Source organism: Thermotoga petrophila RKU-1 (genome assembly GCF_000016785.1).
Taxonomy (GTDB): Bacteria; Thermotogota; Thermotogae; order Thermotogales; family Thermotogaceae; genus Thermotoga; species Thermotoga petrophila.
This window is the reverse complement of record NC_009486.1, coordinates 123,162-145,146: the sequence shown is the minus strand read 5'-3', so window position 1 is coordinate 145,146 and position 21,985 is coordinate 123,162. Positions and strand designations below refer to the sequence as shown.

General features: G+C 48.6%; 27 protein-coding genes and 1 riboswitch. Of the genes, 14 read left to right on the top strand and 13 right to left on the bottom strand.

Annotation, left to right across the window (positions count from 1 at the left end; all coding sequences use genetic code 11):
• Nucleotides 1-25 precede the first annotated feature (25 nt).
• The 4 genes from TPET_RS00770 to TPET_RS00755 are packed head-to-tail and all read right to left on the bottom strand — an operon-like array spanning nucleotide 26 to nucleotide 2,974.
• Nucleotides 26-1,234 (bottom strand): RNA-guided endonuclease InsQ/TnpB family protein, encoded by a 1,209-nt coding sequence (locus TPET_RS00770; protein WP_011942844.1) that lies wholly within the window; start codon nucleotides 1,232-1,234, stop codon nucleotides 26-28.
• Nucleotides 1,219-1,608: an IS200/IS605 family transposase gene (gene tnpA / locus TPET_RS00765; protein ID WP_011942843.1), complete on the bottom strand. Its 390-nt coding sequence runs from the start codon at nucleotides 1,606-1,608 to the stop codon at nucleotides 1,219-1,221. Before tnpA ends, TPET_RS00770 begins: the two co-directional genes overlap by 16 nt.
• Nucleotides 1,609-1,631: 23 nt before the next feature.
• Entirely contained in the window at nucleotides 1,632-2,225 is a 594-nt protein-coding gene (locus TPET_RS00760) for a hypothetical protein (protein WP_011942842.1), read from the bottom strand.
• A 5-nt stretch (nucleotides 2,226-2,230) separates the two neighbouring features.
• Complete coding sequence (locus TPET_RS00755) at nucleotides 2,231-2,974, bottom strand: Mut7-C RNAse domain-containing protein (RefSeq protein WP_004080909.1); 744 nt, start codon at nucleotides 2,972-2,974, stop codon at nucleotides 2,231-2,233.
• A 63-nt stretch (nucleotides 2,975-3,037) separates the two neighbouring features.
• On the opposite strand from TPET_RS00755, the gene TPET_RS00750 reads away from it, so the two are divergent.
• The 4 genes from TPET_RS00750 (at nucleotide 3,038) to TPET_RS00735 (ending at nucleotide 5,542) form a co-directional block, all read left to right on the top strand.
• Nucleotides 3,038-3,511: a peroxiredoxin gene (locus TPET_RS00750; protein ID WP_004080908.1), complete on the top strand. Its 474-nt coding sequence runs from the start codon at nucleotides 3,038-3,040 to the stop codon at nucleotides 3,509-3,511.
• 42 nt (nucleotides 3,512-3,553) lie between these two features.
• Entirely contained in the window at nucleotides 3,554-3,769 is a 216-nt protein-coding gene (locus TPET_RS00745) for a hypothetical protein (protein ID WP_004080906.1), read from the top strand.
• 40 nt (nucleotides 3,770-3,809) lie between these two features.
• Nucleotides 3,810-4,814, top strand: coding sequence for a glycoside hydrolase family 130 protein (locus tag TPET_RS00740; protein WP_011942841.1), 1,005 nt, complete (start codon nucleotides 3,810-3,812; stop codon nucleotides 4,812-4,814).
• 212 nt (nucleotides 4,815-5,026) lie between these two features.
• On the top strand, nucleotides 5,027-5,542 hold the full coding sequence (locus TPET_RS00735) for a hypothetical protein (protein WP_011942840.1): 516 nt from the start codon (nucleotides 5,027-5,029) through the stop codon (nucleotides 5,540-5,542).
• 31 nt (nucleotides 5,543-5,573) lie between these two features.
• On the opposite strand, the gene TPET_RS00730 is transcribed toward TPET_RS00735, so the two are convergent.
• Nucleotides 5,574-6,371, bottom strand: a complete 798-nt coding sequence (locus tag TPET_RS00730; RefSeq protein ID WP_011942839.1) for a family 1 encapsulin nanocompartment shell protein — start codon at nucleotides 6,369-6,371, stop codon at nucleotides 5,574-5,576.
• A gap of 14 nt (nucleotides 6,372-6,385) precedes the next feature.
• The gene (locus tag TPET_RS00725; protein WP_004080895.1) at nucleotides 6,386-6,730 is read right to left on the bottom strand and encodes an encapsulin-associated ferritin-like protein; all 345 of its coding nucleotides are present in this window, start codon (nucleotides 6,728-6,730) and stop codon (nucleotides 6,386-6,388) included.
• 102 nt (nucleotides 6,731-6,832) lie between these two features.
• Nucleotides 6,833-6,942, top strand: a riboswitch (TPP riboswitch).
• 51 nt (nucleotides 6,943-6,993) lie between these two features.
• Here TPET_RS00725 and TPET_RS00720 point away from each other — a divergent pair.
• Genes TPET_RS00720 through TPET_RS00690 form a run of 7 tightly spaced genes read left to right on the top strand, consistent with a single transcriptional unit; the run spans nucleotide 6,994 to nucleotide 12,756 of the window.
• Complete coding sequence (locus TPET_RS00720; RefSeq protein WP_011942838.1) at nucleotides 6,994-7,740, top strand: sulfide-dependent adenosine diphosphate thiazole synthase; 747 nt, start codon at nucleotides 6,994-6,996, stop codon at nucleotides 7,738-7,740.
• Nucleotides 7,741-7,744: 4 nt separating this feature from the next.
• Entirely contained in the window at nucleotides 7,745-9,019 is a 1,275-nt protein-coding gene (thiC, locus tag TPET_RS00715; RefSeq protein WP_004080892.1) for a phosphomethylpyrimidine synthase ThiC, read from the top strand.
• Nucleotides 9,016-9,762 (top strand): sugar phosphate isomerase/epimerase family protein, encoded by a 747-nt coding sequence (locus tag TPET_RS00710; protein WP_004080890.1) that lies wholly within the window; start codon nucleotides 9,016-9,018, stop codon nucleotides 9,760-9,762. The genes thiC and TPET_RS00710 overlap by 4 nt, the downstream gene beginning before the upstream one ends.
• The gene (locus TPET_RS00705; protein ID WP_011942837.1) at nucleotides 9,762-10,958 is read left to right on the top strand and encodes a thiamine-phosphate synthase family protein; all 1,197 of its coding nucleotides are present in this window, start codon (nucleotides 9,762-9,764) and stop codon (nucleotides 10,956-10,958) included. Before TPET_RS00710 ends, TPET_RS00705 begins: the two co-directional genes overlap by 1 nt.
• A gap of 4 nt (nucleotides 10,959-10,962) precedes the next feature.
• Nucleotides 10,963-11,376 (top strand): preQ(1) synthase, encoded by a 414-nt coding sequence (queF, locus tag TPET_RS00700; protein ID WP_004080885.1) that lies wholly within the window; start codon nucleotides 10,963-10,965, stop codon nucleotides 11,374-11,376.
• The gene (locus tag TPET_RS00695; protein ID WP_011942836.1) at nucleotides 11,360-11,998 is read left to right on the top strand and encodes a queuosine precursor transporter; all 639 of its coding nucleotides are present in this window, start codon (nucleotides 11,360-11,362) and stop codon (nucleotides 11,996-11,998) included. The genes queF and TPET_RS00695 overlap by 17 nt, the downstream gene beginning before the upstream one ends.
• A gap of 5 nt (nucleotides 11,999-12,003) precedes the next feature.
• On the top strand, nucleotides 12,004-12,756 hold the full coding sequence (locus TPET_RS00690) for an ABC transporter ATP-binding protein (RefSeq protein ID WP_011942835.1): 753 nt from the start codon (nucleotides 12,004-12,006) through the stop codon (nucleotides 12,754-12,756).
• A gap of 40 nt (nucleotides 12,757-12,796) precedes the next feature.
• Here the strand turns inward: TPET_RS00690 and TPET_RS00685 are convergent, their stop codons facing one another.
• Nucleotides 12,797-14,026, bottom strand: coding sequence for an RNA-guided endonuclease InsQ/TnpB family protein (locus tag TPET_RS00685; RefSeq protein WP_011942834.1), 1,230 nt, complete (start codon nucleotides 14,024-14,026; stop codon nucleotides 12,797-12,799).
• Nucleotides 14,027-14,080: 54 nt separating this feature from the next.
• On the opposite strand from TPET_RS00685, the gene TPET_RS00680 reads away from it, so the two are divergent.
• On the top strand, nucleotides 14,081-15,547 hold the full coding sequence (locus tag TPET_RS00680; protein WP_011942833.1) for a hypothetical protein: 1,467 nt from the start codon (nucleotides 14,081-14,083) through the stop codon (nucleotides 15,545-15,547).
• On the opposite strand, the gene TPET_RS00675 is transcribed toward TPET_RS00680, so the two are convergent.
• Nucleotides 15,464-16,276 carry a PfkB family carbohydrate kinase gene (locus TPET_RS00675; protein WP_011942832.1) on the bottom strand — a complete coding sequence of 271 codons (813 nt, stop codon included), beginning with the start codon at nucleotides 16,274-16,276 and terminating at the stop codon, nucleotides 15,464-15,466. The genes TPET_RS00680 and TPET_RS00675 overlap by 84 nt on opposite strands.
• Before the next feature lie 49 nt (nucleotides 16,277-16,325).
• Between TPET_RS00675 and TPET_RS00670 the strand changes: the two genes are divergently transcribed.
• Both TPET_RS00670 and TPET_RS00665 read left to right on the top strand, forming a co-directional pair.
• Nucleotides 16,326-17,342: a DUF1611 domain-containing protein gene (locus tag TPET_RS00670; RefSeq protein ID WP_011942831.1), complete on the top strand. Its 1,017-nt coding sequence runs from the start codon at nucleotides 16,326-16,328 to the stop codon at nucleotides 17,340-17,342.
• Nucleotides 17,336-18,019: a 2-phosphosulfolactate phosphatase family protein gene (locus tag TPET_RS00665; RefSeq protein WP_011942830.1), complete on the top strand. Its 684-nt coding sequence runs from the start codon at nucleotides 17,336-17,338 to the stop codon at nucleotides 18,017-18,019. The genes TPET_RS00670 and TPET_RS00665 overlap by 7 nt, the downstream gene beginning before the upstream one ends.
• On the opposite strand, the gene fabD is transcribed toward TPET_RS00665, so the two are convergent.
• Genes fabD through fabF form a run of 5 tightly spaced genes read right to left on the bottom strand, consistent with a single transcriptional unit; the run spans nucleotide 17,997 to nucleotide 21,970 of the window.
• A complete protein-coding gene (gene fabD / locus TPET_RS00660) occupies nucleotides 17,997-18,878 on the bottom strand; it encodes an ACP S-malonyltransferase (RefSeq protein WP_011942829.1) in 882 nt (293 codons plus the stop codon). The two genes, TPET_RS00665 and fabD, sit on opposite strands and share 23 nt — an antisense overlap.
• Nucleotides 18,875-19,384: a biotin transporter BioY gene (locus TPET_RS00655; protein ID WP_011942828.1), complete on the bottom strand. Its 510-nt coding sequence runs from the start codon at nucleotides 19,382-19,384 to the stop codon at nucleotides 18,875-18,877. Before TPET_RS00655 ends, fabD begins: the two co-directional genes overlap by 4 nt.
• A complete protein-coding gene (fabK, locus tag TPET_RS00650) occupies nucleotides 19,381-20,325 on the bottom strand; it encodes an enoyl-[acyl-carrier-protein] reductase FabK (protein WP_011942827.1) in 945 nt (314 codons plus the stop codon). The genes TPET_RS00655 and fabK overlap by 4 nt, the downstream gene beginning before the upstream one ends.
• Entirely contained in the window at nucleotides 20,322-20,735 is a 414-nt protein-coding gene (gene fabZ / locus TPET_RS00645; RefSeq protein ID WP_004080862.1) for a 3-hydroxyacyl-ACP dehydratase FabZ, read from the bottom strand. Before fabZ ends, fabK begins: the two co-directional genes overlap by 4 nt.
• Nucleotides 20,732-21,970 carry a beta-ketoacyl-ACP synthase II gene (gene fabF, locus TPET_RS00640; RefSeq protein WP_011942826.1) on the bottom strand — a complete coding sequence of 413 codons (1,239 nt, stop codon included), beginning with the start codon at nucleotides 21,968-21,970 and terminating at the stop codon, nucleotides 20,732-20,734. The genes fabZ and fabF overlap by 4 nt, the downstream gene beginning before the upstream one ends.
• Between the last annotated feature and the right edge of the window lie 15 nt (nucleotides 21,971-21,985).

The following is a 21,985-nucleotide window of genomic DNA, read 5'->3' as shown; positions in this document are numbered from 1 at the left end:
AAGGGGATGGGACTTTTGGTGGCTCTCAGGCCACCTTCCATGGAGCCAAAGATGCTCCATGGCCACAGAGGTGTGGATGAAACCTCACACCTCTGACGGGGGCCAAGCCCGCTACTACCTGGCCTGTGCCAGGATACCTTTTCCAGATGTTGATTGCTCCAACTCCGTCCCTGTGATACTCAAAACCACAGGCTTCGCAGTGGTATCTTCTTCCGTTCGGATTGTTCTTTGCACCACAGACAGGACACGTCTTGCTTGTATTCGCTTCTGAGATGAGTTTCACTTCGATTCCGAACTGCTCTGCTTTGTACCTTATCATCTCGATGAGTTTTCTGAACTGCCACTGGTGGATCTTCTGGTTCGCGTTGTCGCTGTAGTCTGCTCTTTCTCTGATCCCTGTGACGTCTCCTATCACGATGGTGCCGATTTGTTTTCTGAGGCACAGTCCGATGAAACTGCTTGTGATCTTGTGCATGATGTCGTTGATCTGGTTTCTGAGCCGTCTCAGGGCTCTTTTCTTTGCACTAACAAGCTTGTTGTACCTTCTTGATCCCTTCTTGCACTCTGCTATGGCAGACTGAAAACTTGCAAGGCGTTTGTTTCGATAGCGAAGAGTGCTGCTGAGGACTCCTCCGTGGTAGCTGATGACTTCTTTTCCATCAAAGCACGTGATGGGACGGAGCACTCCAAGGTCGGCCGCCATAACACCAGAGCCAGCATTCTTCTCTTCAATCTCCACCTCTATCGCAAGGTGGAGATAGTATCCATCTTCAAAGACAAGTCTTGCCTGTTTGATGCGAAGGGGAGGTTTGAGAGGTGTTTGTACAACAAATGGTTCTCGTTCTTTGCCCAAAGACAATCTCAGGGTACCGTCTGGCAGAAGCTTCACAGCGCTTTCTTTCCATATGAACGGCAGATAGCGTTTTTTCTTGTGGGGAGGTTTTGCATCTTGATTCTTTTTGGCTGCTTTGAAGTATCCTTTGAGGGCTTGAAAGTAGAGCTGAACAAATGCCTGCTTTGAATGGACGTGGATTTTGATGTTTTCTGCCCAGCGGAGGATGTATTTGTCTGCGGTGAGCCAGGACAGCCAGAAGCCTTTCTTTTGGTGTATCTTTTGCACGAGAGACATCGTTTTGTTGTAGATTCTTGCTGCTGTGCGGTTGAGTTCTTCGCATGTTTGACTCAGGTGTCCTGGTACGGCGAGTTTGTAGGTTCGTATCACACGTCTTGACATTCCTCGATGTACCTCCTGATAGTTTCTTCAGAGACATCACCAGCTGTTCCAACGTAGTAACTTCGAGCCCAAAGGCCCTCTTTGGTTCTAAGCTCTGGAAATTTCTCCAGCAGTTTCCTCGCTGAAACACCCTTGAATAGGTTTGCTATCTCAGCCGGTGAAAATCTCGGAGGCGCCGATACAAACAAATAAACATGATCAGGCTGAATAGAGAGGGCCAGTATTTCTATTCCGTGTTGTTTTGCTGTGTTGCGGAGTATTCGTTCAAGTTCTTCAGCTATGGAGCCGACCAGGATTTTTCTGCGGTATTTAGGTATCCACACAAAATGATAGTTCAGATTATAATGACTCCACCTTGTCTTCTTGATATGCATACCTATCACCACATTCAATTATATCATAAGATAATTAACACCACAACAAACCTATCCCCCTGAAGGGGGATGGCTTGCGTGGTTGGGGTTCTGTCACTCAATTTGAAACTACTGTTTTCCGCTATCTTCATGTCTATACTTCCTGCGAACTTGTGAAGAGATATACCGCACTCTGAGAAAATCACGTAGAAACTTTTCTTTCCATCTTCGGACAGTCTGAAGTACACTCTTCCCTCTGCAGATCCTTCTCTCTTCAGGTTGCACTCGAGGATAAAGTTTGTCCACTCTCCTGGAGTGAAGACTCCACGGTCTATGATCACTTTGAGGACCTTGCCTATGGTTTTATCTGCCTGGACTCCTTCCTCAACGTGTGGAGCCTTTCCAAGTACCTTCCAGGGCCCAAACGGGGCAACCTGACCCTGGCCGTAAGCTTCAAAATCTTCAAAGAAATCCTCTGTTCCCGTTGGTTCCACTACCTTGAAACCGAGGTCCACCTTCGGCATTTCGACATCCACTTTGGGAAGAGGCACCGGCACCTGAACCCTCGATTCACAGCTGGTTCCCATCATGAGAAGCAGGGAAGCGGTCACCAGAAAAAGTAAGAAAAGTATTTTCATGTTAATCATCCCTTATTTATGTTCGATTTTATGAACTCCACCATGTGATCGTAGTGCGACCCTTTCCAGTAGATTCTTCCACACACCGGACAGCGAGCGAACTCGTTGAAGAATCCATAGACTTTTGGAGGAACTCTGTTTTTCACAGCTTCTTTTGGTACTTCTTCGAGTTCCACACCACATTCGATACATCGGGTGAAGGGTTTCATCCACTTCTTCAGATCGTATCTTTCCACCACCTCCACCAGTTGTTCCTTCGGATCCGTGTTTCTCACGTAGTAACCGAAGACGAGCTCTTTTCTTTTCAAAAGACCCGTGTCTCTGGACAGAAGGATAGCTTTCTTTTTCACCGCCATCCAGCAGAGTTTTTCGTCGCTTTCTTCACCAAAAACCGCTTCAAAACCCAGCATTCTGAGAAGCCGTGCCAATTTTCCAAGGTGTATATCGAGCACAAAACGGGGTTCACCTATGTATCTGGGAGTGACGAGCCAGTCTTCAGGAATTTCTATGTTCTGGAACTCTGGATACACAAAGAAGAGTTCTCCATCTTCCACCATATGATCGAAGCCGACCGGTTTTCCGTTCAGTGTGATGAGGCTCACTTCCACATGTGGAACTCCAAGGGCTTCTATTCTGTCCTTCACCGTCTGAAAACCCGTGAAGCGATGAGTTTTTATTCTTTCACTATTTCTGAAGAAATCGTTCAATCTACCGAAAAACCTGAAAAAGGCTATTTTTTCGTATTTCATAGATGATCCCCTTTCGTGGTAGAATTCTAATGGGTAAGTTCAGCCTAACTGGAGGTGGTTTTCATGTTGAAGTCAGGCGATAAGGCGATCGATTTTGAGCTGGTGAACACCGATTTGAAAATGGTGAAACTCTCCGATTTTTCTGGAAAGAACGTTGTGCTTGCTTTCTATCCAGGAGCGTTCACGAGTGTTTGTGAGAAAGAACTCTGCACGTTCAGGGATTCTCTCTCCAAGTTTAACAGACTCAACGCGGTGGTTCTTGGAATCAGCGTGGACAGTCCGTTCGCAAACAAGGCCTTCGCTGAGAAAAACCACATCACGTTCGATCTGCTCTCCGACTTCGGCGGAAGGGTGGCTTCACAGTACGGTGGTGTCCACGAGAACTTTCTGAATATCCCCGGCTACACCGCTGCGAAGAGGGCTGTTTACGTGGTAGACGGAGGCGGAACGATAGTTTATTCCTGGGTTTCCGAAGATCCAGGTAAGGAACCACCCTACGAAGAAATAGAAGAAGCGCTCGAGCGTCTTTCAAAATAAACATCTCGATGATTTTTCCGATAAGAAAATAGGGGTGATACCATGAGAGTAGAAGGGATCGGCTACAACCCCGTTTATCAAAGTTATGCTCAGCAGCGCACTACCCCCGTTTCAACAGCTGGTAGTTCTCCTGTCATGACAAAAGAGCAGATGGAGCAGATACTCTTCTTCTCCCTTTATCAGCAAACGGGTCTGAACGTGAAGCTCGTGAGAATTGCAGGAGAACTCTACGGAAAGATGATGGACCAGCTGGCCTGAAGGGGACCTCCCCTTCAGGTTTCAAGGGGGGAAATAGGAGATGGTGGAAGAGCTCCTCGGAAAAGCACTGGCACGAAAAAGATCCCTGAGGAAAGATGAGACGATCGATGTGTTCAATCGGGTGACTTACTTTTTCCCAAAAGATTTCGTCATCACGAACTATCCCAGAAATCCGGTGGCTGTGTTCAATCCTGGAGCGGTTCTCGTTGGCAAAGCACTTCATGTTTTTCCCCGTTTGATTTTCGATTACTACAAGTACGTTTCGTCTATTGGTCATTTTATAGTGAACATCGACGATCTGTTGAATGGAGAAGTAAAAAAACCATTGGAAATGGAAGTTGTATTCTGGCCGAGAGATATTCAGGAGTTTCTGGGGTGCGAAGATCCGAGGGTGTTCTTCAGAAATTCCCGTTTCGAGCTTCTCTACACAGCGAAAGGATACAAAGACTGGTCACAGGAAGGAAAGCCCCACACCGATTTTCTTGCGTACGCCGTTCTCGATGAGGATCTGAACCTGATTGAGAAGAGATACATATCGATAAAAAGTACGCTGGGTGAGTATGTGCCGGTTTCCATGAAAGACAGTTCTTTTGTGGAGTCGAACGTTATCTTGACGAGATTGACGGTTGGTGATGCCAAGGTCTGCTGGAGAGGAAGGCTCGAAGGAAGTTACATAGATCTGTATTCGCTCGATCCCGTCTTTTTCCCGGAAGAGTGGGAGACGAAAGTTGGATGGTCAACGAACACTGTTGAAGTGAAGGAAGGTTATCTGGTGGGATGGCACGCTGTTCTCAAAGATCTCACCTACAAAAACGGTCTGGCACTCGTGGATGGCAGGGGAAGGCTCCTCGGTACCACGAATTACGTTCTCTCACCAAAAGGTGTGATTGAGGAGTACGGAGACAGAATAAGGGTGATATTCGGGTGTGGGCTCGTCGTCTATGAAGGAAGAGTGATATGGATAGGCGGTGTTTCCGATTGGGCGATAGGTGTTTTTGAGACGAGTGAAAGAGAGATCATGAATTTAATGAAAGAAGCAACATGAATTTAACAGTGCGGTGGTATCGTATCTTTGTGAGGTGAGACAATGGGTAGTTTCGTACTCTTTGAGCAAGGAATTCTCAGCGATATGATAATGTGCACTACGATCAAAAGCCGGCCCCTCGAAGGACCGGGAGTTTTCGTGTGAGCAGTGAGACTGAAATCGAGGGGCCGGCCGGATGGTCGGCCCCTTTTGTTTTATAGGGAGGTGAGGAGATGAGGATTGCTGCAGGAGCTCCTGTCCTTGCGTCGGGAAGGTTCAAGAGAGTGGGCTTGAAGAACGGATACACGCTTTTGGTGGATAGATCTGCTGTTCTCCCGGAAGAACTTTCATTGAACGGATCTCCCCTCGAAAAGAACGGAGCGATCCTCGTGGATGCTCTCAAAGAGTCTGATTTTGCTCTGGAAAGAGATGGGAAGTTCTTCCTGAAGATATCACAGCCGATCGTGGTTCATTTCTTTGAAGGCATAAGTGTTAAGATCTTCCCTGAACTCACACCGTCTGTGTGCGTCACCGGAGTATTCGCTGGTGGGAAAGGAATACTCGTTCTTGGAAAAGAGGAAGCGATATGCGACAGGGTAGTAGATTCGTTTGAAGATTCCGTGAGAAACTCCTATGACATTCCAAAGTTCTTGAAAGATGTCAGAGAAAATTCTGGAATATTGGGAATAGTTGCGATTGCGGGGAAAGTAGTGGGAACGTGGGCGAAGGGAAAACTGGACGTTCTTTGATCGAAAGGTCCGCTCCGAGGAGCGGACCAGATCAGAACTTTAGAAGAATCAAAGCCTCCGGGTTGACAACCTGGAAGGTGAACGTCTCCGTTATGAAAAGCCTCACCGCGTCTTTTTCTCTGTCTTCGTACCCTATCGAGAGATCCTGTCCGAGGATCAATTTGAAATCTCCTCCACGTTCGGAAACGACGAGGGCATCCTCGATCCTCGGTGTGGTTATGATCTTGCCACCCCTGAGGCATTCTTCCACTCTCTTCTCGAGGGGGTAATGCCCTGCCTCTTCCTTCAGGAAGCTGACCCATCTGTCCGTGTTTATGACGAGTGTGTAAGGGCCCTCTATACCATCTTTTGAGAAGATCGAAAGAGCCCTCACTATGGCTTCGAGGAGGTCTTTCGGTGTGCTTCCACATTCGATTTTCCTCTCTTCGAAGGAAAGAAGGCCTTTAACACCCGATTTTTCACATCCTCTGAATATCACTTCGTCTTCAAATTCCGCAACCTTTCTCACCGTTTCTTCTAAGCTGGAAAGATCCACGTTCGGTTTTCCTCTCTCGAGGTTGTCGAGTTCCCACAGATCGAGAGTGAACGTTGCCCTCAGTTCGATGAGCGGCAGAGACTTCCTCAATCCCCACTTCACCACTTCGTTCTCGTCTGAAAGCACCTCAACTTCCCCGAGTGGATGGGCAGCGTACTCCCAGCCGTAGGGACCTTCCACATCGACGAATTTCCTTCCGTAGAGCTGTGTTTTGAAGATCTCTCTTGCTCTGTTGTCTATCTCCTGCCACTGTTTTTCTGTCAGAGGAGCAAAGGATCTTTTCAGAAATTCCATGTTCACCACCCCTTTCAGAGCTTCCTTATGCCGAGGTCTCCACCCGTGTTTTCTGATCCACCGGACGTTTCTTCTTCGATTTCTGTGATCGGCTTGTCCGTGAACAGGTAAGTTCTGAGTGCCTCATCCCAGCCGGGCATGTTCCTTCTCAGCCACTCAAGTAGCATTGCTGCGTGCTCCATCTCCTCGTCTCTGTTGTGTTCGAGTATTTTTCTCACGGTTTCGTCTTTCGTGGTGACAACCCTCTGATGGTACCAGGCGACCGCCTCTATCTCTTCTTTCAGGCTGTTCAGAGCTCTCACGAAGTCTCTGTCCTTCCCCGTGAGTTCGGAAACTGGTTCGTGGTACTGATCTGCCATTTCCTTTCACCTCCGTTGAACGCTTTCTAAAATGAAACCTCCATTTAAATTGTATCACACAAAAATCCTTTAAAATTGAGGTTGAAAAAATGAATATCGAAAACCTTCCCCAGGGGGAGCTCCTATTCCGGGGCTGAGAGGAGGACGGAAGTCCTCGACCCCAAGAACCTGATCCGGGTAATGCCGGCGGAGGGATCGGGGAAGGAGGAAATAAAAAACCTCCGCTCGGCGGAGGTTTTTATTTTTACTAAGGAGGTGTGTCTATGAGAGATGTGTTGATCTCCAGACTCATCGTTGAGAGGTATTTTGAAAAACTCAGAAATAGTCTGGAGCTGGATGTTGCGATCGTGGGAGCGGGACCGAGCGGTCTCACGGCAGCGTACGAGCTGGCAAAGAACGGTTTTAAAGTGGCCGTGTTCGAAGAGAGAAACACCCCGGGAGGCGGTATCTGGGGTGGAGGAATGATGTTCAACGAGATCGTGCTGGAGAAAGAACTCGAGAACTTTCTGAAGGAGGTAGAAATCGAATACGAAGTGAAAGAAGACCACATAGTGGTGGATTCCGTGCATTTCGCTTCGGGACTTCTCTACAGAGCAACGAAGGCAGGAGCCATTGTCTTCAACAACGTTTCGGTTGAAGATGTGGCAGTCCAGAACGGTAGGGTCTGTGGAGTGGTGGTGAACTGGGGTCCAACGGTGAGACTCGGGTTGCACGTCGATCCCATAACAGTGAAGGCTTCGTTCGTTGTGGATGGCACCGGTCACCCCGCGAACGTGGTTTCACTTCTTGCAAAGAGAGGTCTCGTAGAGATGAAAACAGAATTTCCTATGGACGCCGATGAAGCGGAAAAATTCGTGGTAGATAACACCGGTGAGATCTTCCCGGGGCTTCTCGTCTCAGGGATGGCGGTCTGCGCTGTTCACGGCGGACCGAGGATGGGTCCCATCTTCGGTGGAATGATTCTGTCCGGTCAGAAAGTGGCGAGAATCGTGAGTGAAAGGTTGAGGTGATATCATGACCCAGATGGAAATGGCCAGAAAGGGTGTTGTTTCCGACGAGATGAAAAAGGTGGCGGAGTACGAGGGAGTGGATGTCGAGATCGTCAGGCAAAAACTTGCGGAAGGCAGAGCGGTTCTTCCAAAGAACAAACTCCACAGGATAGAAAGGCCAATGATCGTTGGAGAAGGTTTCAGTGTGAAGGTGAACGCGAACATAGGAACCTCCCAGGGATTTTCTTCGCTCGAAGAGGAAAAGGAAAAGGCAAGAGTGGCGATAGAATACGGTGCTGACTCCCTCATGGTCCTCTCCACGTGGGGGGACCTGAGGGAGATCAGAAGGGCCATCGTGGAGATGTCGCCCGTTCCAGTTGGTTCGGTGCCCATATACGATTCCGCCGTGAGGAGTTACCAGATGAAAAAGAACGTGGTGGATTTTTCGGAGAAGGACTTCTTCGATATGGTCATAGCACACGCGGAAGATGGCATAGACTTTATGACGATCCACGTCGGTGTGACGAGAAGGGTGCTTGATAGGATAAAAAGTTCAAGGCGGGTTTTGAAGATCGTGAGTAGAGGCGGAGCGATCATCGCGGGATGGATGATAAAGAACAACAAGGAAAATCCGTTCTACGAACACTTCGATGAACTCTTGGACATCGCAAAAGACTACGATATCACTCTGAGTCTTGGCGACGGCATGAGACCCGGAGCTGTGGTGGACGCGAGCGACGCCCAGCAGTTCGAAGAGCTGTTCGTGATGGGAGAACTCGTGGAGAGAGCGAGGGAAAAAGGGGTCCAGGTGATGCTGGAAGGGCCGGGGCACGTTCCTCTGAACGAGGTGGAGATGAACGTGAGGCTCATGAAAAAGATCGGAAAAGGAGCCCCCATCTTCCTTCTGGGACCTCTTCCAACGGACAGAGCCATGGGCTACGATCACATAGCCTGCGCGATAGGTGGTGCGCTGGCTGGCTACTACGGAGCCGATTTCCTCTGTTATGTGACTCCTTCAGAGCACATCTCGCTTCCGGATGTTGAAGACGTGAGAGAAGGTGTGATAGCCTCTAAGATAGCGGCTATTGTCGCGGATGTGGCGCGCGGAAACAAAAAAGCCTGGGAGCTTGAGAAAAAGATGGCCCTCGCAAGAAAGAACTTCGACTGGGAGACGATGTTCAGCCTTTCGCTGGGAAAGGACGTTGCGAAGAAGAAATACGAGGAAAGACCGTACCCCGACAAAGGCTGTTCTATGTGTGGACCATTCTGTGCGATAAAGATAGCGGAGGAGTTCTCTTGAGAAAAGGTGTATCCACGAGCATCATAAGAAGCAATCCCGATCTGCTTGAAGCACTCCCGAAAGCAGAACTTTACGAACTGGGTTTTTTCAAGGCGGAAGACCTCGAGAAGGTCCTCCGCTTTTTTCACGACAAAAATTTTGGAATCCACGCTCCTTTCATCTACAGATACAGATACCACCATCCGAATCCGACCTCTCTGAACGAGGAAGAAAGAGAGGACACCTTTTCTGTGAACAAAAAATGCGCTGAGCTTGCCAGGAAGATCGGCGCAGAATACATGATAATTCACTTCCCAAATGCCCTTCAGAAAGAAAACTGGCTTTCTGTTTACAGAGAGGTGGAGAGAGAATTCTCCGAGCTTGCGGGTGTCATCAGCGTTCGAGTGGAGAACGTTTATGGAAACGATCATTTCCACTCCGCTGAAGATTACAGGACCTTTCTTGAAAACACAGGTTGCAAGATGTGCGTTGACATCGGCCATCTTCTTCTAGACGCTGAGGTTTACGGTTTTTCTCCCATCGAATTCATAGAAAAACTCTCTGATTTTGTAGAAGAATTTCACATTTACTACGCGGATTTCGAAACCTACAAAAAATGCCATCACGCTCCCTGGGGTGAATCGAAAGAGTTTCTTGAAGTGCTGGAGTTCATAAAGGATTTCGACGCGGATTTCGTTCTGGAGCCGACACCGGAATGTGAAGAAGGTCTGGAAAAACTCTTCGAATACTGGAGGGATCTCTAATGGTTCTTGTAGTTGCGGGTTTCGATCCTTCGGGAGGTGCGGGGATAATTCAAGATGTGAAGGTTCTCTCGGCTCTCGGTGTGAAAACTCATGCGGTGATCTCAGCTCTGACCGTGCAGAACGAAAACCGGGTGTTTTCAGTGAACTTCAGAGACTGGGAAGAAATGAGAAAAGAAATAGAAGTCCTGACACCTCCGCGGGTGATAAAGGTAGGACTCTCTGCACCGGAGACGGTGAAAAGACTGAGGGAAATGTTCCCGGATTCAGCGATCGTCTGGAACGTGGTACTCGAATCGTCCTCGGGTTTCGGGTTTCAGGATCCGGAGGAAGTGAAGAAATTCGTGGAATACGCTGACTACGTGATCTTGAACAGTGAAGAAGCGAAAAAACTCGGCGAATACAATAACTTCATCGTCACTGGCGGGCACGAAAAAGGCAACACGGTGAAAGTGAAATATAGAGATTTCGTTTTTGAAATTCCCAGAGTTCCTGGAGAGTTCCATGGAACAGGTTGTGCCTTTTCCAGTGCCGTTTCGGGATTTTTAGCGATGAGCTATCCGGTGGAAGAGGCCATCAGATCCGCCATGGAACTTTTGAAAAAAATTCTTGAAAGATCCTCAGGTGTGGTGGAGACGGAAAAACTCCTTCGGGACTGGTACAGGTACGACACTCTGAACACACTCGATGAGATTCTTCCAGAGTTCCTCGAGATCGGCCATCTCACGGTGCCGGAGGTGGGGCAGAACGTTTCCTACGCTCTCCCGTGGGCGAAGAACGAATTCGAGGTGGGAAAGTTCCCCGGAAGGATAAGACTCAAAGAAGGAAAAGCGGTGGCGGTGTCCTGTGCTTCTTTCAAAGACAGATCTCACACGGCACGTATGGCTGTCACGATGATGAGGTATCATCCTCATATGAGGTGTGTGGTGAACGTTCGCTACGAAAGAGAGTACGTTGAAAGGGCAAAGAAAAGAGGGTTGAAGGTTTTCCACTACGATCGGTCGAAAGAGCCGAAGGAGGTTCAGGAGAAAGAGGGGCAGTCCATGGTGTGGATGATCGAACAGGCGATAGCGGAGTTGAAATCACCTCCAGATGTGATATATAATGAAGGTTGGTGGGGAAAAGAAGCGATGATAAGGGTGTTCGGAAGAAATCCAAAAGAGGTTCTTGAAAAAATAAAACTCATGGTAAGGGAGTGATCCTATGCCGAAGGCAGAGGGAAGGATCTTCGACTTCAAAGGGCACGATGCGATAAGGACAGACTTTCTCGAAGCGATCGATTTCGATGGAAAAGACGAGTACATAAAGATAGAGACCGACGAGTTCTCCGCAGTCTGTCCCTTCTCCGGTCTTCCAGACATCGGGAGAGTGATCATAGAGTATTACCCGGACGGTGGAAAGATCGTCGAACTCAAATCTTTGAAGTACTACTTCGTCAGCTTCAGAAACGTTGGTATATACCAGGAAGAAGCAACGAAGAGAATCTACGAAGATTTGAAGAATCTTCTCAAAACCGACCGAATCAGGGTCACGGTGATCTACAACATAAGGGGTGGCATAAAGACAACCACTCAGATGGGTTCACTGGAGGGGAAAAAGAGTGGAGAAGTCGAATGAAAAGCTCATTCTCCTGACGGGAATATTCGTCTCTGCTTTGACCATATCCAACGTGATCGCAGGAAAACTGGTGAACATAGGGCCTTTCCTTGTCCCGGTGGCGGTTTTGTGTTACCCTATCACGTTCGCCGTAACGGATATCGTATCGGAAGTCTATGGGAAAAGAACAGCCCAGAAGATGGTCTGGACGGGATTCTTCACGTCTCTGATCTTGGTGATCTACTCCCAGATTGCGGTTTTCTATCCTCCCGCTTCCATCTTTGCGAACAATGAGGCCTTCGTGAAGGTTTTTGGATCAACTCCGAGGATCGTGCTCGCAAGTATTCTGGCTTACATCATTTCACAAACTCACGACGTCTGGGCCTTCCACTTTTGGAAGAAAGTCACCAGAGGATCACACCTGTGGCTCAGAAACAACCTGTCCACGATGGTCTCCCAGTTCATAGACACGCTCACCTTCATCACCGTGGCGTTCGCTGGAACGATTCCAGGGAACGTGCTTGTTCAGATGATCTTTTCCCAGTACGTGGTGAAGCTGATCATGGCACTGATCGACACACCCTTTGTGTATCTTGGGGTGAAACTGATCAGCGGCCAGTGGACAGTGAAAGAAGGGAGCTGATTTCTTTGATAGTTGCAAGGGGGCTAACCAGGAAGTTCGGGGATTTCACCGCGGTCGATCACATCGATCTTTCGGTGAGGCCGGGGGAGATATACGGCTTTTTGGGACCGAACGGTGCGGGGAAAACCACCACAATAAAGATGCTCACCGGAGTTTTGAAACCAACGGAAGGAGAAGTGGAAATCCTCGGCATGAAAATGAGCACCCACGAGATCGAGATAAAGAAGAGTATCGGTGTGATACCGGACGAGCCAAAGATCTATTCGCATCTGACGGGGAAGGAGTTTCTGGATTTCATCATCGAGATCTACGATCTGAAAGAAGAAGAGATCGATAAGAGGATAGCGGAGCTCTGCGAAGCCTTCAAAGTGGATTACCTCGGAAAAAGAGTAGGTGAGATGTCCCACGGTATGAAACAGAAGCTCATGCTGGTCAGCGTTTTCATGAGGAGGCCGAGAGTGATATTTCTCGATGAACCGACGGTAGGGCTCGATGCGAAGAGTGCAAGGATATTGAAACTCCTTTTGAGAAAGTACGCTGACGAGGGAGCCGCAATATTTCTCACCACCCACATATTGGAGATCGCAGAAAAGATGTGCGATAGGATAGGCATTATAAACAAAGGCAGACTGATAGCGGAAGGTACCATGGAAGAGCTCAGAAAGCTCGCCGGTCAGAAAGAAGCCAGTCTGGAGGATCTGTTCCTCCAGCTCACCGCGGAGGGAGAAGAGATAGAAGAGATCATGAAGGAGCTGTGAAAGTCAGCTGCCCTCCCCCTGAAGGAGGGCTTGCTCTACCTCACGAGGAGGGAGCATTAGGCCGGCTGACATCGGCCCTTAAGAGATTTTCAAGATTGACCTGCTGGTCTTTGGCAAGAACTTTTAGAGCTATGTTGATTGCACCAACTATGTCTGCGTGTTCTTCGTAGCCGCAGTTTTGACATATAAAACGCTCTCCATGGTCTGGTCTGTTTTCTTTAGAGACGTGACCACACACAGGACATGTCTGAGATGTATATGCTGGATCGACCTTCTCGGACTGAACTCCATAGTAGAGCTTTGATTTGTACTCTATCTTCTGCTGAAGACTTGCAAATGGCCATTGCTCTGACTGTCTTCTTGCTTCCTTGTCTTTACCACGGTAGGTGATTCTGTTGGCTTTGATGTAAGTAAGGTCTTCGAGAACGAACTTGGCACCAGGATGGTTTGTGATGAGCTTTTTTGCAATGATGTGCAGTACGTTCTCAGTGAACCGTTTCTCTCGCCTGCTGATCCTGGCAAGTTTTCTCTTAGCAGAGCGAGTGCCTTTTGACATGAGCTCAGAGCGCAGACGCTGATAGTGTTGTTTTCTTTGTTTGAACTCTTCAGGAAGGTCTATCAAATACCTGGTGCCTCTGGTAGAAGCAACAGCAACAATGTGTCTTTCTCCAACGTCAACACCGACGATTTCTTTCGGTGGCTGCTCCTGAACTTCAAGTGTTACGGGAACAAGCAAGAAAAAGGTTTTGGATGATTTGTCGTAAGTCAGTATCGGATCGCCGATCTTGCCAGACTCGAGGTACTCAAAGTGTTTGGACCAGCCTTTCATCGGGATCCATTTGATTCGTCCTTGAAGCGTGGACAAAGAAGCATGCCACTCTCCGTTGACTTTTTTGAAGCTTGCAGTTCGGTTGTATGTGTATTTGACGATCAGGCTCTTTCGCTTCGGTGGTTTATCCCAGAATTTCTTGACTGCTTTCGAATCGGGTTTTCGACGCTTGAGTTCTTTGAACTGAGCCCAGAGAGTTTTGTACATTGCAGAAACGTCTCTGTTCACATTGATGGCTATTTGAGCTGGAAGGCTGAACTTTTCACGAATTGTGCTGTAGTAAAGTCTATGGAGCTTTTTAACGTTCGTCGATTTATCCTTGAAGTTTTGTTCGAGCACATAGTTGACGGCGTTTGTGTAAGCCGTCGCAATATCCAGGAACTGCTGTTTTTGGTCTTTGCTAAGTTCAAGTTTGAATCTACAGGTCAGAGTTACAGTCATTTGTTCAATCACCTCGTCTATATATTAACACTATTGAATCTGGAGGTGGTACACATGTCTGCTTCCTCCCAATCCCCTAAAGGGGATGGGTCTCCGCAGACAATTTCTATGAGAAAACTTTCTGTTTTGCTCAGATACGCTCCGGCTCGTGGGAGGAAAGGGTTGTACTCTGTTCTCATCTCCGTTTTGATGACAGGTTTTCTGTTCTACTCGCTCATGGGGAACAATTTCAAAGCGATACTCGAAGAGTTCGGAGAAGAAGCCTTCTCTGCTTCACTTTCTTTTTCGACCACCATGTTTTCTGTGATGTTTCTTCTCGGTGTGTCTTTTTATCTTTCCAATTCGTTCGTTCTGGAGGGAGAGATCGAGTTTCTGCTCACCCTTCCCATTGAAAGGAGCACGATAGTGATCTATCAGCTGTTGATATCCCTCTTCTATCAGTTCTTCATTCTCATAATGATGGTTCTTAATTTCCTCATGTATTCTCTTTTGATGAACAACTGGATGCCCTTCGTCACCGGAGTGTTTCACACCGTTTTTCTGCTCCTCGGGGGAGCCATTCTTTCAGTTCTGTTTGGAAGACTCTTGAGAACCTCGCTGTCACGGAAGCTTTACTCGCTGATTCAACTTCTTGCCGTGTTCCTGTTTCTGATACTCGTCAATCTCCCTGATTTCTCCGTATCTTTTGGAAGATGGTTCATCTCAAACTGGAACGTTTTCGCGTACGCTGTTTTTTCAAGGGAAAATCCGATCTTTCTTCTCTATGAAATTCTGATATGTCTTGGAACTTTCCTCGTCTTTCGGATGATCTCCAGAACCGTCGTGTTCGAACCTGTTCTGCGTAAAGAAAGAATGCCCGCTGAAAAACCCACGAGGTTTCCGGGTAAGGGGTTTTTCAAGAAGGATCTCATCACGCTCCTCCGGGAAGAAAGATCGCTCTACCTTCTTTTGTACCCAATCGGTTTTGGTGTTCTCATGACGTTCGTTGGAAGTCCCGATTTTGGGTTGATCTTTGCAATCGGGATCGCAGCGCTCTACAATGCGACGATGAGCGCTATGTTGTGGAGAAAGGAAATGGAAGTGTGGCCGCTTCCGAAGGTTTTACCCGTCAAGACGAGTGAAGTGATGATTTCGAAGATACTCGTTTCATCTCTGCTGAACTCGGCTGTCGTTTCTGCTTTTGTGATCTTTCTGGCGGTTTATCAAAAGCGTGTGTTCTACATTTTCTTCGTACCGGCGAGTTTGAGTCTGTTTCTTCTCGTCTCAGCCCTTGGTCTGCTTCTTTCTAAATGGGAAAAAACAGGAAGTCTCACGAATCCAGCGAAGGTCTTTTCTGGTCCTGAAATACTCCTTCTACAGCTTGTGGCCATAGGGGTTGTCGGTGTGCTCGGATACGCTCTTTCAACGGGTTCTCACCTGATGTTCTTCTTGATCCTGTTAGCCACCGTGGTGGGAAGCGTCTTTGGATTCATCTGGGCATTCAAGCGTATCGTCTTTCGCGCTGAACGACTCGAGGAATGAGATCCTCTCAAAGGGGGTCACATTTTCTTTTTGACCGAGAATCTGAGAGCACTTCACGGCTTCTTCGAGAATTTCTTTCTTAGACTTTCCAAGGAGAAGATGGTGCACGAAGACGATGTCGAACAGATCTCCCAGTCCGATCGAGTGAGGATATGAAATGCCGTTTCCTGGAACGTACACTTCTCCCCATCTTGCCCCTTTCGAACCCATCTTCACAACGTCGCACCTTCTGAAAGAACACTCGCACTCGTTTCCTATCACGAGCGCGTTCAAATCGGTGGTGGCGAATCTTGCACCTGGTCCCACGTCCAGAATCACGTTTTTGGTGTTTTCACAGATCTTTCTTATCGTTTTTTCTGAAATCTCTCCAGTCGCGAAAACAAGGTCGTATTCGCTCAAAGAAGGCAGTTTCATCTCTTTTCTGTTCACACCCGGGTCAACAGCGAGGGGCTTTCCATTATGGGCAATGAAGATTCCAGTTTTTCCACCTTGAATGGTGAACATGTGTGAAGTGTCAAAACTTGCCTTTTTCAGGATTTCTGTTGTTTGTTTTCCTCTCCAGTCATCCCCGATGTTCGAGTAGAAGTCAACGGTGTGACCCAAAAGAAACAGGCCATAGGCTACGTTGAGGCCGGATCCTCCCGGTGATTCCTTTATGATCGAAGAGTGTGGATTCTCACCGAAGATGAAGATATCCCAGAAAGTACCACCCACAACGGCTATCTTCAAAACGGAAACCTCCCATGGTAGAATCTTTTAAAAAACGGAGGGAAAGAGAATGGATCTCTGGAAATTATACCAGCCCGGCACACCAGCGGCGATCGTGGCGTGGGGACAGCTGGGAACACCTCATGCCAAAACCACCTACGGACTTCTAAGGCACAGCAGACTCTTCAAACCCGTTTGTGTAGTCGCGGAACACGAAGGGAAAATAGCGAGTGACTTTGTGAAGTCCATTCGATACGACGTGCCCGTGGTCTCCTCTGTTGAAAAGGCGAAAGAAATGGGAGCTGAGGTTCTGATAATTGGAGTGTCGAACCCTGGTGGATATCTGGAAGAGCAGATAGCGACACTCGTAAAAAAAGCACTCTCGCTCGGTATGGATGTCGTTTCTGGTCTTCATTTCAAAATCTCACAGCAAACAGAATTTCTGAAGATTGCCCATGAAAACGGTGCGAGAATAATAGACGTTCGCATTCCACCCCTCGAGCTCGACGTTCTCAGGGGAGGTATATACCGAAAGAAGATAAAAGTCGTCGGTGTATTCGGAACTGACTGCGTGGTGGGTAAAAGGACCACCGCTGTTCAGCTCTGGGAAAGAGCTCTGGAGAAGGGGATCAAAGCGGGTTTTCTCGCAACAGGACAGACAGGGATCCTCATAGGAGCGGATGCGGGGTACGTGATCGACGCTGTTCCCGCGGATTTCGTTTCCGGTGTGGTGGAAAAAGCTGTTCTGAAACTCGAAAAAACGGGAAAAGAGATCGTCTTCGTGGAGGGACAAGGAGCCCTGAGACATCCCGCTTACGGCCAGGTCACCCTCGGTCTTCTGTACGGTTCCAATCCTGACGTGGTTTTCTTGGTACACGATCCGAGCAGAGACCATTTTGAATCTTTCCCGGAAATTCCAAAAAAACCGGATTTTGAAGAAGAAAGAAGGTTGATAGAGACTCTCTCTAACGCGAAGGTGATAGGTGGGGTGTCTCTCAACGGAAAATTTGAAACGGATCTTCCTGTTTACGATCCGTTCAACACAGAAGACCTCGACGAGATGCTGGAGAGGGCAATGGTATGGTAGACGTTGTAATGGCACCATGCTCACCTGTGGAGTGTAGAACGGCGGTTGTGATAGATGTTCTGAGGGCAACTAGCACCATTGTGACCGCTCTTTCGAACGGTGCTTCCGGTGTGATACCCGTGAAAACCATCGAAGAGGCTCTGAAGAAGAGAAAAGAAGGTGTTCTGATCTGTGGAGAGAGAAACGCACAAAAACCAAAAGGATTCGACCTTGGAAATTCCCCTCTAGAATACAGGAAGGAAAAGATATCAGGAAAAACCATCGTTCTCACGACCACAAACGGCACTCAGGTGATAGAGAGAATCAGAAGTGAAGAGATAATAGCGGCTTCTTTTTTGAATTTGTCAGCGGTCGTTGAGTATTTGAAAAGCAAAGAAGACATACTGCTCGTGTGTGCTGGAACGAACGGCAGATTCTCCCTGGAAGATTTTCTACTCGCTGGCGCGGTAGTGAAGAGGCTAAAGCGAAACGATCTTGGGGACGGCGCTCGCGCGGCGGAGAGGTATTTTGAGTCTGTGGAAAACACAAGGGAGGAGATCAAAAAACACTCCTCCCACGCGAAAAGGCTGATTTCCCTTGGGTTCGAAAAAGATGTTGAATTCTGCACGACTGAGGATCTTTTCAAGACAGTACCTACCCTCGTGAACGGTGTGTTCATTCTGAAAGAATTTCCGTGAAGTGCTTTGCGTTCGCTCCCATTCTTCTACACAGGTTTTTCAAAACGGTCTTTGGACCAACTTCAATGAACTCGGTTACTCCCATTTCCTTCATGGTGTCAACCGACTGTTTCCACAGAACCGGCCCTGTGATCTGTTCGATTATGTTTCTCTTTATCTCTTCAGGATTTTCCGTTGGTTTTGCTGTCGAGTTCATAACGATGGGCCATCTCGGCTTTTTGAAGTCCACCTTCTCCACTTCTTCCTTCATTTTCTCCCTGGCGTACTCCAGAAACGGTGTGTGAAACGGGCTTGAAACCATGAGTTCCACGACGCGACGGGCCCCCTTATCTTTGAGAATCTCCATTGCCTTTTCCACCGATTCCTTCAACCCACTGATCACAACCTGATCGTGGGAGTTGTAGTTTGCTATGTAAACTCCTTCGATAGAGTTCACCACTTCCTCTATGTTTTCAATGTTGAGTCCTATGACAGCGGCCATCGTTCCTTTTCCCGGTTCCAGTGCCTTCGACATGTACTCTCCCCTTTTTCTCACAAGATAAAGCCCCGTCTCGAAATCGTAGACCCCTGCCACTGCCAGGGCGGTGTACTCTCCGAGGCTGTGTCCTGCCACAACATCGGGCAGGATACCTCTCTTTTCCAATTCGAGAAAAGCGATGTAACTCGTTATGTAGATCGAAGGCTGGGCGTTCTCTGTGAGTTTCAGTGTTTCTTCGTCACCGTTCATGATCTCCGTGATATCAAAGCCCAGTACCTTTTTCGCTCTTTCGAATATTTCTTTCGAAGACTCGTAAACGGAAAAGTCCTTCGCCATTCCAGAGTACTGCGATCCCTGTCCGGGAAAGACAAACGCTTTCACCGTTCCACCTCCAGTTTCTTGAGCCTCAGCGCTATCAAGGCAGCAACGACCAGTTTTATCAGATCGAACCAGACGAAGGGAACGAATCCCACGGAAATTGCCTTCCTGATGTCGTGAACGTAGAAGTTCAATACAAAGACACCGAGCGCATAGATGATGCAGAGCCCCGCTACTCCGGAAGCGAGATACCAGGCGAAACTTTCCTTCTTTTCAGCCAGAAGGCCGATCACGAACGCTCCGAGGATGAATCCGAAGAGGTACCCACCAGTTGGCCCCACAAGGACCTGCGCACCACCTTTGAAATTCGCAAAGACGGGAAGTCCCATGGCTCCAAGCAGAACGTACGTTGCGACTGCAAGAGTTCCGTATTTCTTTCCCAGAACGTATGCTGAAAGAAAGACGAAGAACACCTGAAGGGTAAAGGGAACAGGCCCCAGAGGGATCGAGATCCATGCCCCCACCACGATGAGAGCTGTGAAAATCCCTGCCTTTACGAGCTGTTTCATCCTCCAATGTACCCCCTCAGCTTCTCCACCGTTTCTTTGAACTCCTTCAGGATATCCTCTATGATCTGCTTCACCGGTTTTATCTCATCGATCAAACCGGCGCTCTGTCCTACCATGAAGGATCCTCTCTCCAGATCGCCTTCAACAACCGCTCTTCTGAGACTTCCCACCAGCATTTCTTCAGCCTGCATGGGGTTTTCAAACTCCATCTCCTGGATCTTCCTCGCAAAGGGAGTTCTGAGAACGCGCGCGGGGTGTCCAAGTTTGGCTCCCGTCACAACGGTGTCTCTTATGGAGGCCTTGACGATCTTTTCTTTGTAAACCGGGTGCACGTCGCTTTCTACACTCGCCACAAACCTGGTTCCCATCTGAACGGCTTCCGCTCCGAGTGCGAAGGCTGCTGCCATACCTCTTCCGTCGGCGATGCCTCCCGCTGCGATCACGGGGATGTTCACACTCCTGGAGACTTTGTTGACGAGAACGAAGGTTGTGACTTCACCTATGTGTCCACCGGACTCCATCCCTTCCGCTATCACCGCATCCGCTCCCGCTCTTTCCACCATCTTTGCCAGAGAGTCGGAAGCGACAACGGGTATCACCTTTGTTCCGTTTTCCTTGAGTTCCCTTATGTACTTCGTTGGGTTTCCCGCACCGAACGTGACGACGGGTACTTTCTCTTCTATGCACACCTTGACGAGATCGTCTGCCCACGGAGACACGAGGATTATGTTCACACCGAAAGGTTTGTCCGTCTTCTGTTTGAGCTCGGAGATCGCTTTCCTCAGGTCGTCCGGTTTCATGGCTCCGGATCCGATGATTCCAAGTCCTCCTGCTTCCGATACCGCTGCTGCGAGGGTGGGAGTTCCCGCCCAGGCCATTCCACCCATGAGGATTGGATGCTCTATTTCCAGAAGATCTGTCACTCTTGTTCTCACGGTCATTTCTTTTTCACCCCCAGCAAAAGCCTGGCTTTCGCCACGATTTTGTCATCGACCTTTGCGACTCCTTCCACCTGAACCGTTCCGAGTTTTTCACCGAGCTTTCTCACTTCGTAGATCAGCCTGTCACCCGGACGTACCTCCTTTTTGAAACGCGCTTCGTCTATTCCAAGAAACAGGGGAATTCCTTCTACACTCTTCAAAAGGAGAATTCCTGCGGTCTGAGCAAGGCCCTCTACGATGAGAACACCCGGGTATATCGGATACTCCGGGAAATGCCCCTGAAAGACGGGATCGGAAATGCTGATGTTCTTGAAGGCGACGATTCTGTCTTCTGATTCTTCTATCACGCCGTCAACGAGGAGAAATGGATACCTGTGCGGAAGGATCGACTTCACGTAATCTATGTTCATGATTCATACCTCCCCACCACGATGGACACGTTGTGCCCGCCAAAACCGAAGGAGTTCTTTATAAAGTTTTTGATCTCCATCTGAACGGGCTCTTTACCAACAAGACCGGTTCCTTTCGCTTCGTCGATCGGATTGTCAAGGTTCGGCATGCCGTGGACGAAAGAGTTCTGCATCTGAAGGATGGCAAGAACGAGTTCGGAAGCACCGGCAGCACCAAGGAGATGTCCTATAAGGGCTTTCGAAGAGTTTATGGCGACGTTCTTTACATGTTCTCCAAGGACTTTCTTTATCGCTTTGAGTTCCGCTTCATCACCTGCTGGTGTGCTTGTGGCGTGACAGCTCACGTAGTCGATGTCTTCGACAGCCAGACCGGATTCTTTCAGGGCGAGTTTCATGGCTTCTGCTGCCCCTCTGCCCTCCGGATCTGGAGCGCTGAAGTGGTACGCGTCGTCCGTCATACCCACTCCCTTGATCTCCGCGAGAATTTTCGCTCCTCTCGATTTTGCCACTTCCTCGGCTTCGAGTATGAGAACCGCACCGCCTTCACCCATCACAAAGCCGTCTCTGTCTTTATCGAACGGACGGGAAGCACGCTTTGGATCGTCGTTCCTCCTTGAGAGTGCTCTCATGTTGGCAAACCCGGTGATGGGAAGTGGAGCAATCGTTGCCTCGGTTCCCCCGACGACTGCCACATCCGCGTACCCGTGTCTTATGAGGAGAGCACCGAGAGCCACCGCGTGGAGAGAAGAAGCACAGGCGCTCACAGAAGAGAAGTTCGGTCCTTTCAGTCCGTATTCCATTGCAACGACACCGGAAGCCATGTCGATGAGGATCATCGGAATCAAGAACGGACTGACTCTGCCTGGACCCTGACTCAGGAATTTGTTGTTCTCGCTGTCGAGCGTCAGAAATCCTCCCATGCCGGATCCTATGATGGTGGCCGTCCTGTCGGCGTACGGCTCGAAATTTATACTGGCGTCTTCCACAGCTTCTTTCGTGCTGGCCAATGCGAAATGAACGAAACGGTCTGTTCTTTTGACTAATTTCGGATTTATGTACTCTTCTGGTTTGAAATCCCTCACCTCTGCTGCGATCTGGACAGGAAGGTTAGAAGCGTCAAAAGAAGATATCCGATCTATCGTTACTTTAGTTTCTCTAAGCCCTTCTAAATTTTTCTCTTTTCCAACACCAAAGGGACTCACGATCCCCATACCCGTGATAACTACCCGCTTCAAAATACCACCTCCTGA

Bases quoted from the DNA above. Each gene is read 5' to 3' on its own strand.
- fabZ (WP_004080862.1), bottom strand. From the start codon at position 20,735: ATGAACATAGATTACGTGAAGTCGATCCTTCCGCACAGGTATCCATTT.
- fabK (WP_011942827.1), bottom strand. From the start codon at position 20,325: ATGACCGTGAGAACAAGAGTGACAGATCTTCTGGAAATAGAGCATCCA.
- TPET_RS00730 (WP_011942839.1), bottom strand. From the start codon at position 6,371: ATGGAATTTCTGAAAAGATCCTTTGCTCCTCTGACAGAAAAACAGTGG.
- TPET_RS00770 (WP_011942844.1), bottom strand. From the start codon at position 1,234: ATGTCAAGACGTGTGATACGAACCTACAAACTCGCCGTACCAGGACAC.
- TPET_RS00670 (WP_011942831.1), top strand. From the start codon at position 16,326: ATGGATCTCTGGAAATTATACCAGCCCGGCACACCAGCGGCGATCGTG.
- TPET_RS00750 (WP_004080908.1), top strand. From the start codon at position 3,038: ATGTTGAAGTCAGGCGATAAGGCGATCGATTTTGAGCTGGTGAACACC.
- TPET_RS00665 (WP_011942830.1), top strand. From the start codon at position 17,336: ATGGTAGACGTTGTAATGGCACCATGCTCACCTGTGGAGTGTAGAACG.
- TPET_RS00725 (WP_004080895.1), bottom strand. From the start codon at position 6,730: ATGGCAGATCAGTACCACGAACCAGTTTCCGAACTCACGGGGAAGGAC.
- TPET_RS00760 (WP_011942842.1), bottom strand. From the start codon at position 2,225: ATGAAAATACTTTTCTTACTTTTTCTGGTGACCGCTTCCCTGCTTCTC.
- TPET_RS00755 (WP_004080909.1), bottom strand. From the start codon at position 2,974: ATGAAATACGAAAAAATAGCCTTTTTCAGGTTTTTCGGTAGATTGAAC.
- TPET_RS00680 (WP_011942833.1), top strand. From the start codon at position 14,081: ATGTCTGCTTCCTCCCAATCCCCTAAAGGGGATGGGTCTCCGCAGACA.
- TPET_RS00720 (WP_011942838.1), top strand. From the start codon at position 6,994: ATGAGAGATGTGTTGATCTCCAGACTCATCGTTGAGAGGTATTTTGAA.
- TPET_RS00685 (WP_011942834.1), bottom strand. From the start codon at position 14,026: ATGACTGTAACTCTGACCTGTAGATTCAAACTTGAACTTAGCAAAGAC.
- queF (WP_004080885.1), top strand. From the start codon at position 10,963: ATGCCGAAGGCAGAGGGAAGGATCTTCGACTTCAAAGGGCACGATGCG.
- TPET_RS00740 (WP_011942841.1), top strand. From the start codon at position 3,810: ATGGTGGAAGAGCTCCTCGGAAAAGCACTGGCACGAAAAAGATCCCTG.
- TPET_RS00735 (WP_011942840.1), top strand. From the start codon at position 5,027: ATGAGGATTGCTGCAGGAGCTCCTGTCCTTGCGTCGGGAAGGTTCAAG.
- TPET_RS00655 (WP_011942828.1), bottom strand. From the start codon at position 19,384: ATGAAACAGCTCGTAAAGGCAGGGATTTTCACAGCTCTCATCGTGGTG.
- thiC (WP_004080892.1), top strand. From the start codon at position 7,745: ATGACCCAGATGGAAATGGCCAGAAAGGGTGTTGTTTCCGACGAGATG.
- TPET_RS00745 (WP_004080906.1), top strand. From the start codon at position 3,554: ATGAGAGTAGAAGGGATCGGCTACAACCCCGTTTATCAAAGTTATGCT.
- TPET_RS00705 (WP_011942837.1), top strand. From the start codon at position 9,762: ATGGTTCTTGTAGTTGCGGGTTTCGATCCTTCGGGAGGTGCGGGGATA.
- tnpA (WP_011942843.1), bottom strand. From the start codon at position 1,608: ATGCATATCAAGAAGACAAGGTGGAGTCATTATAATCTGAACTATCAT.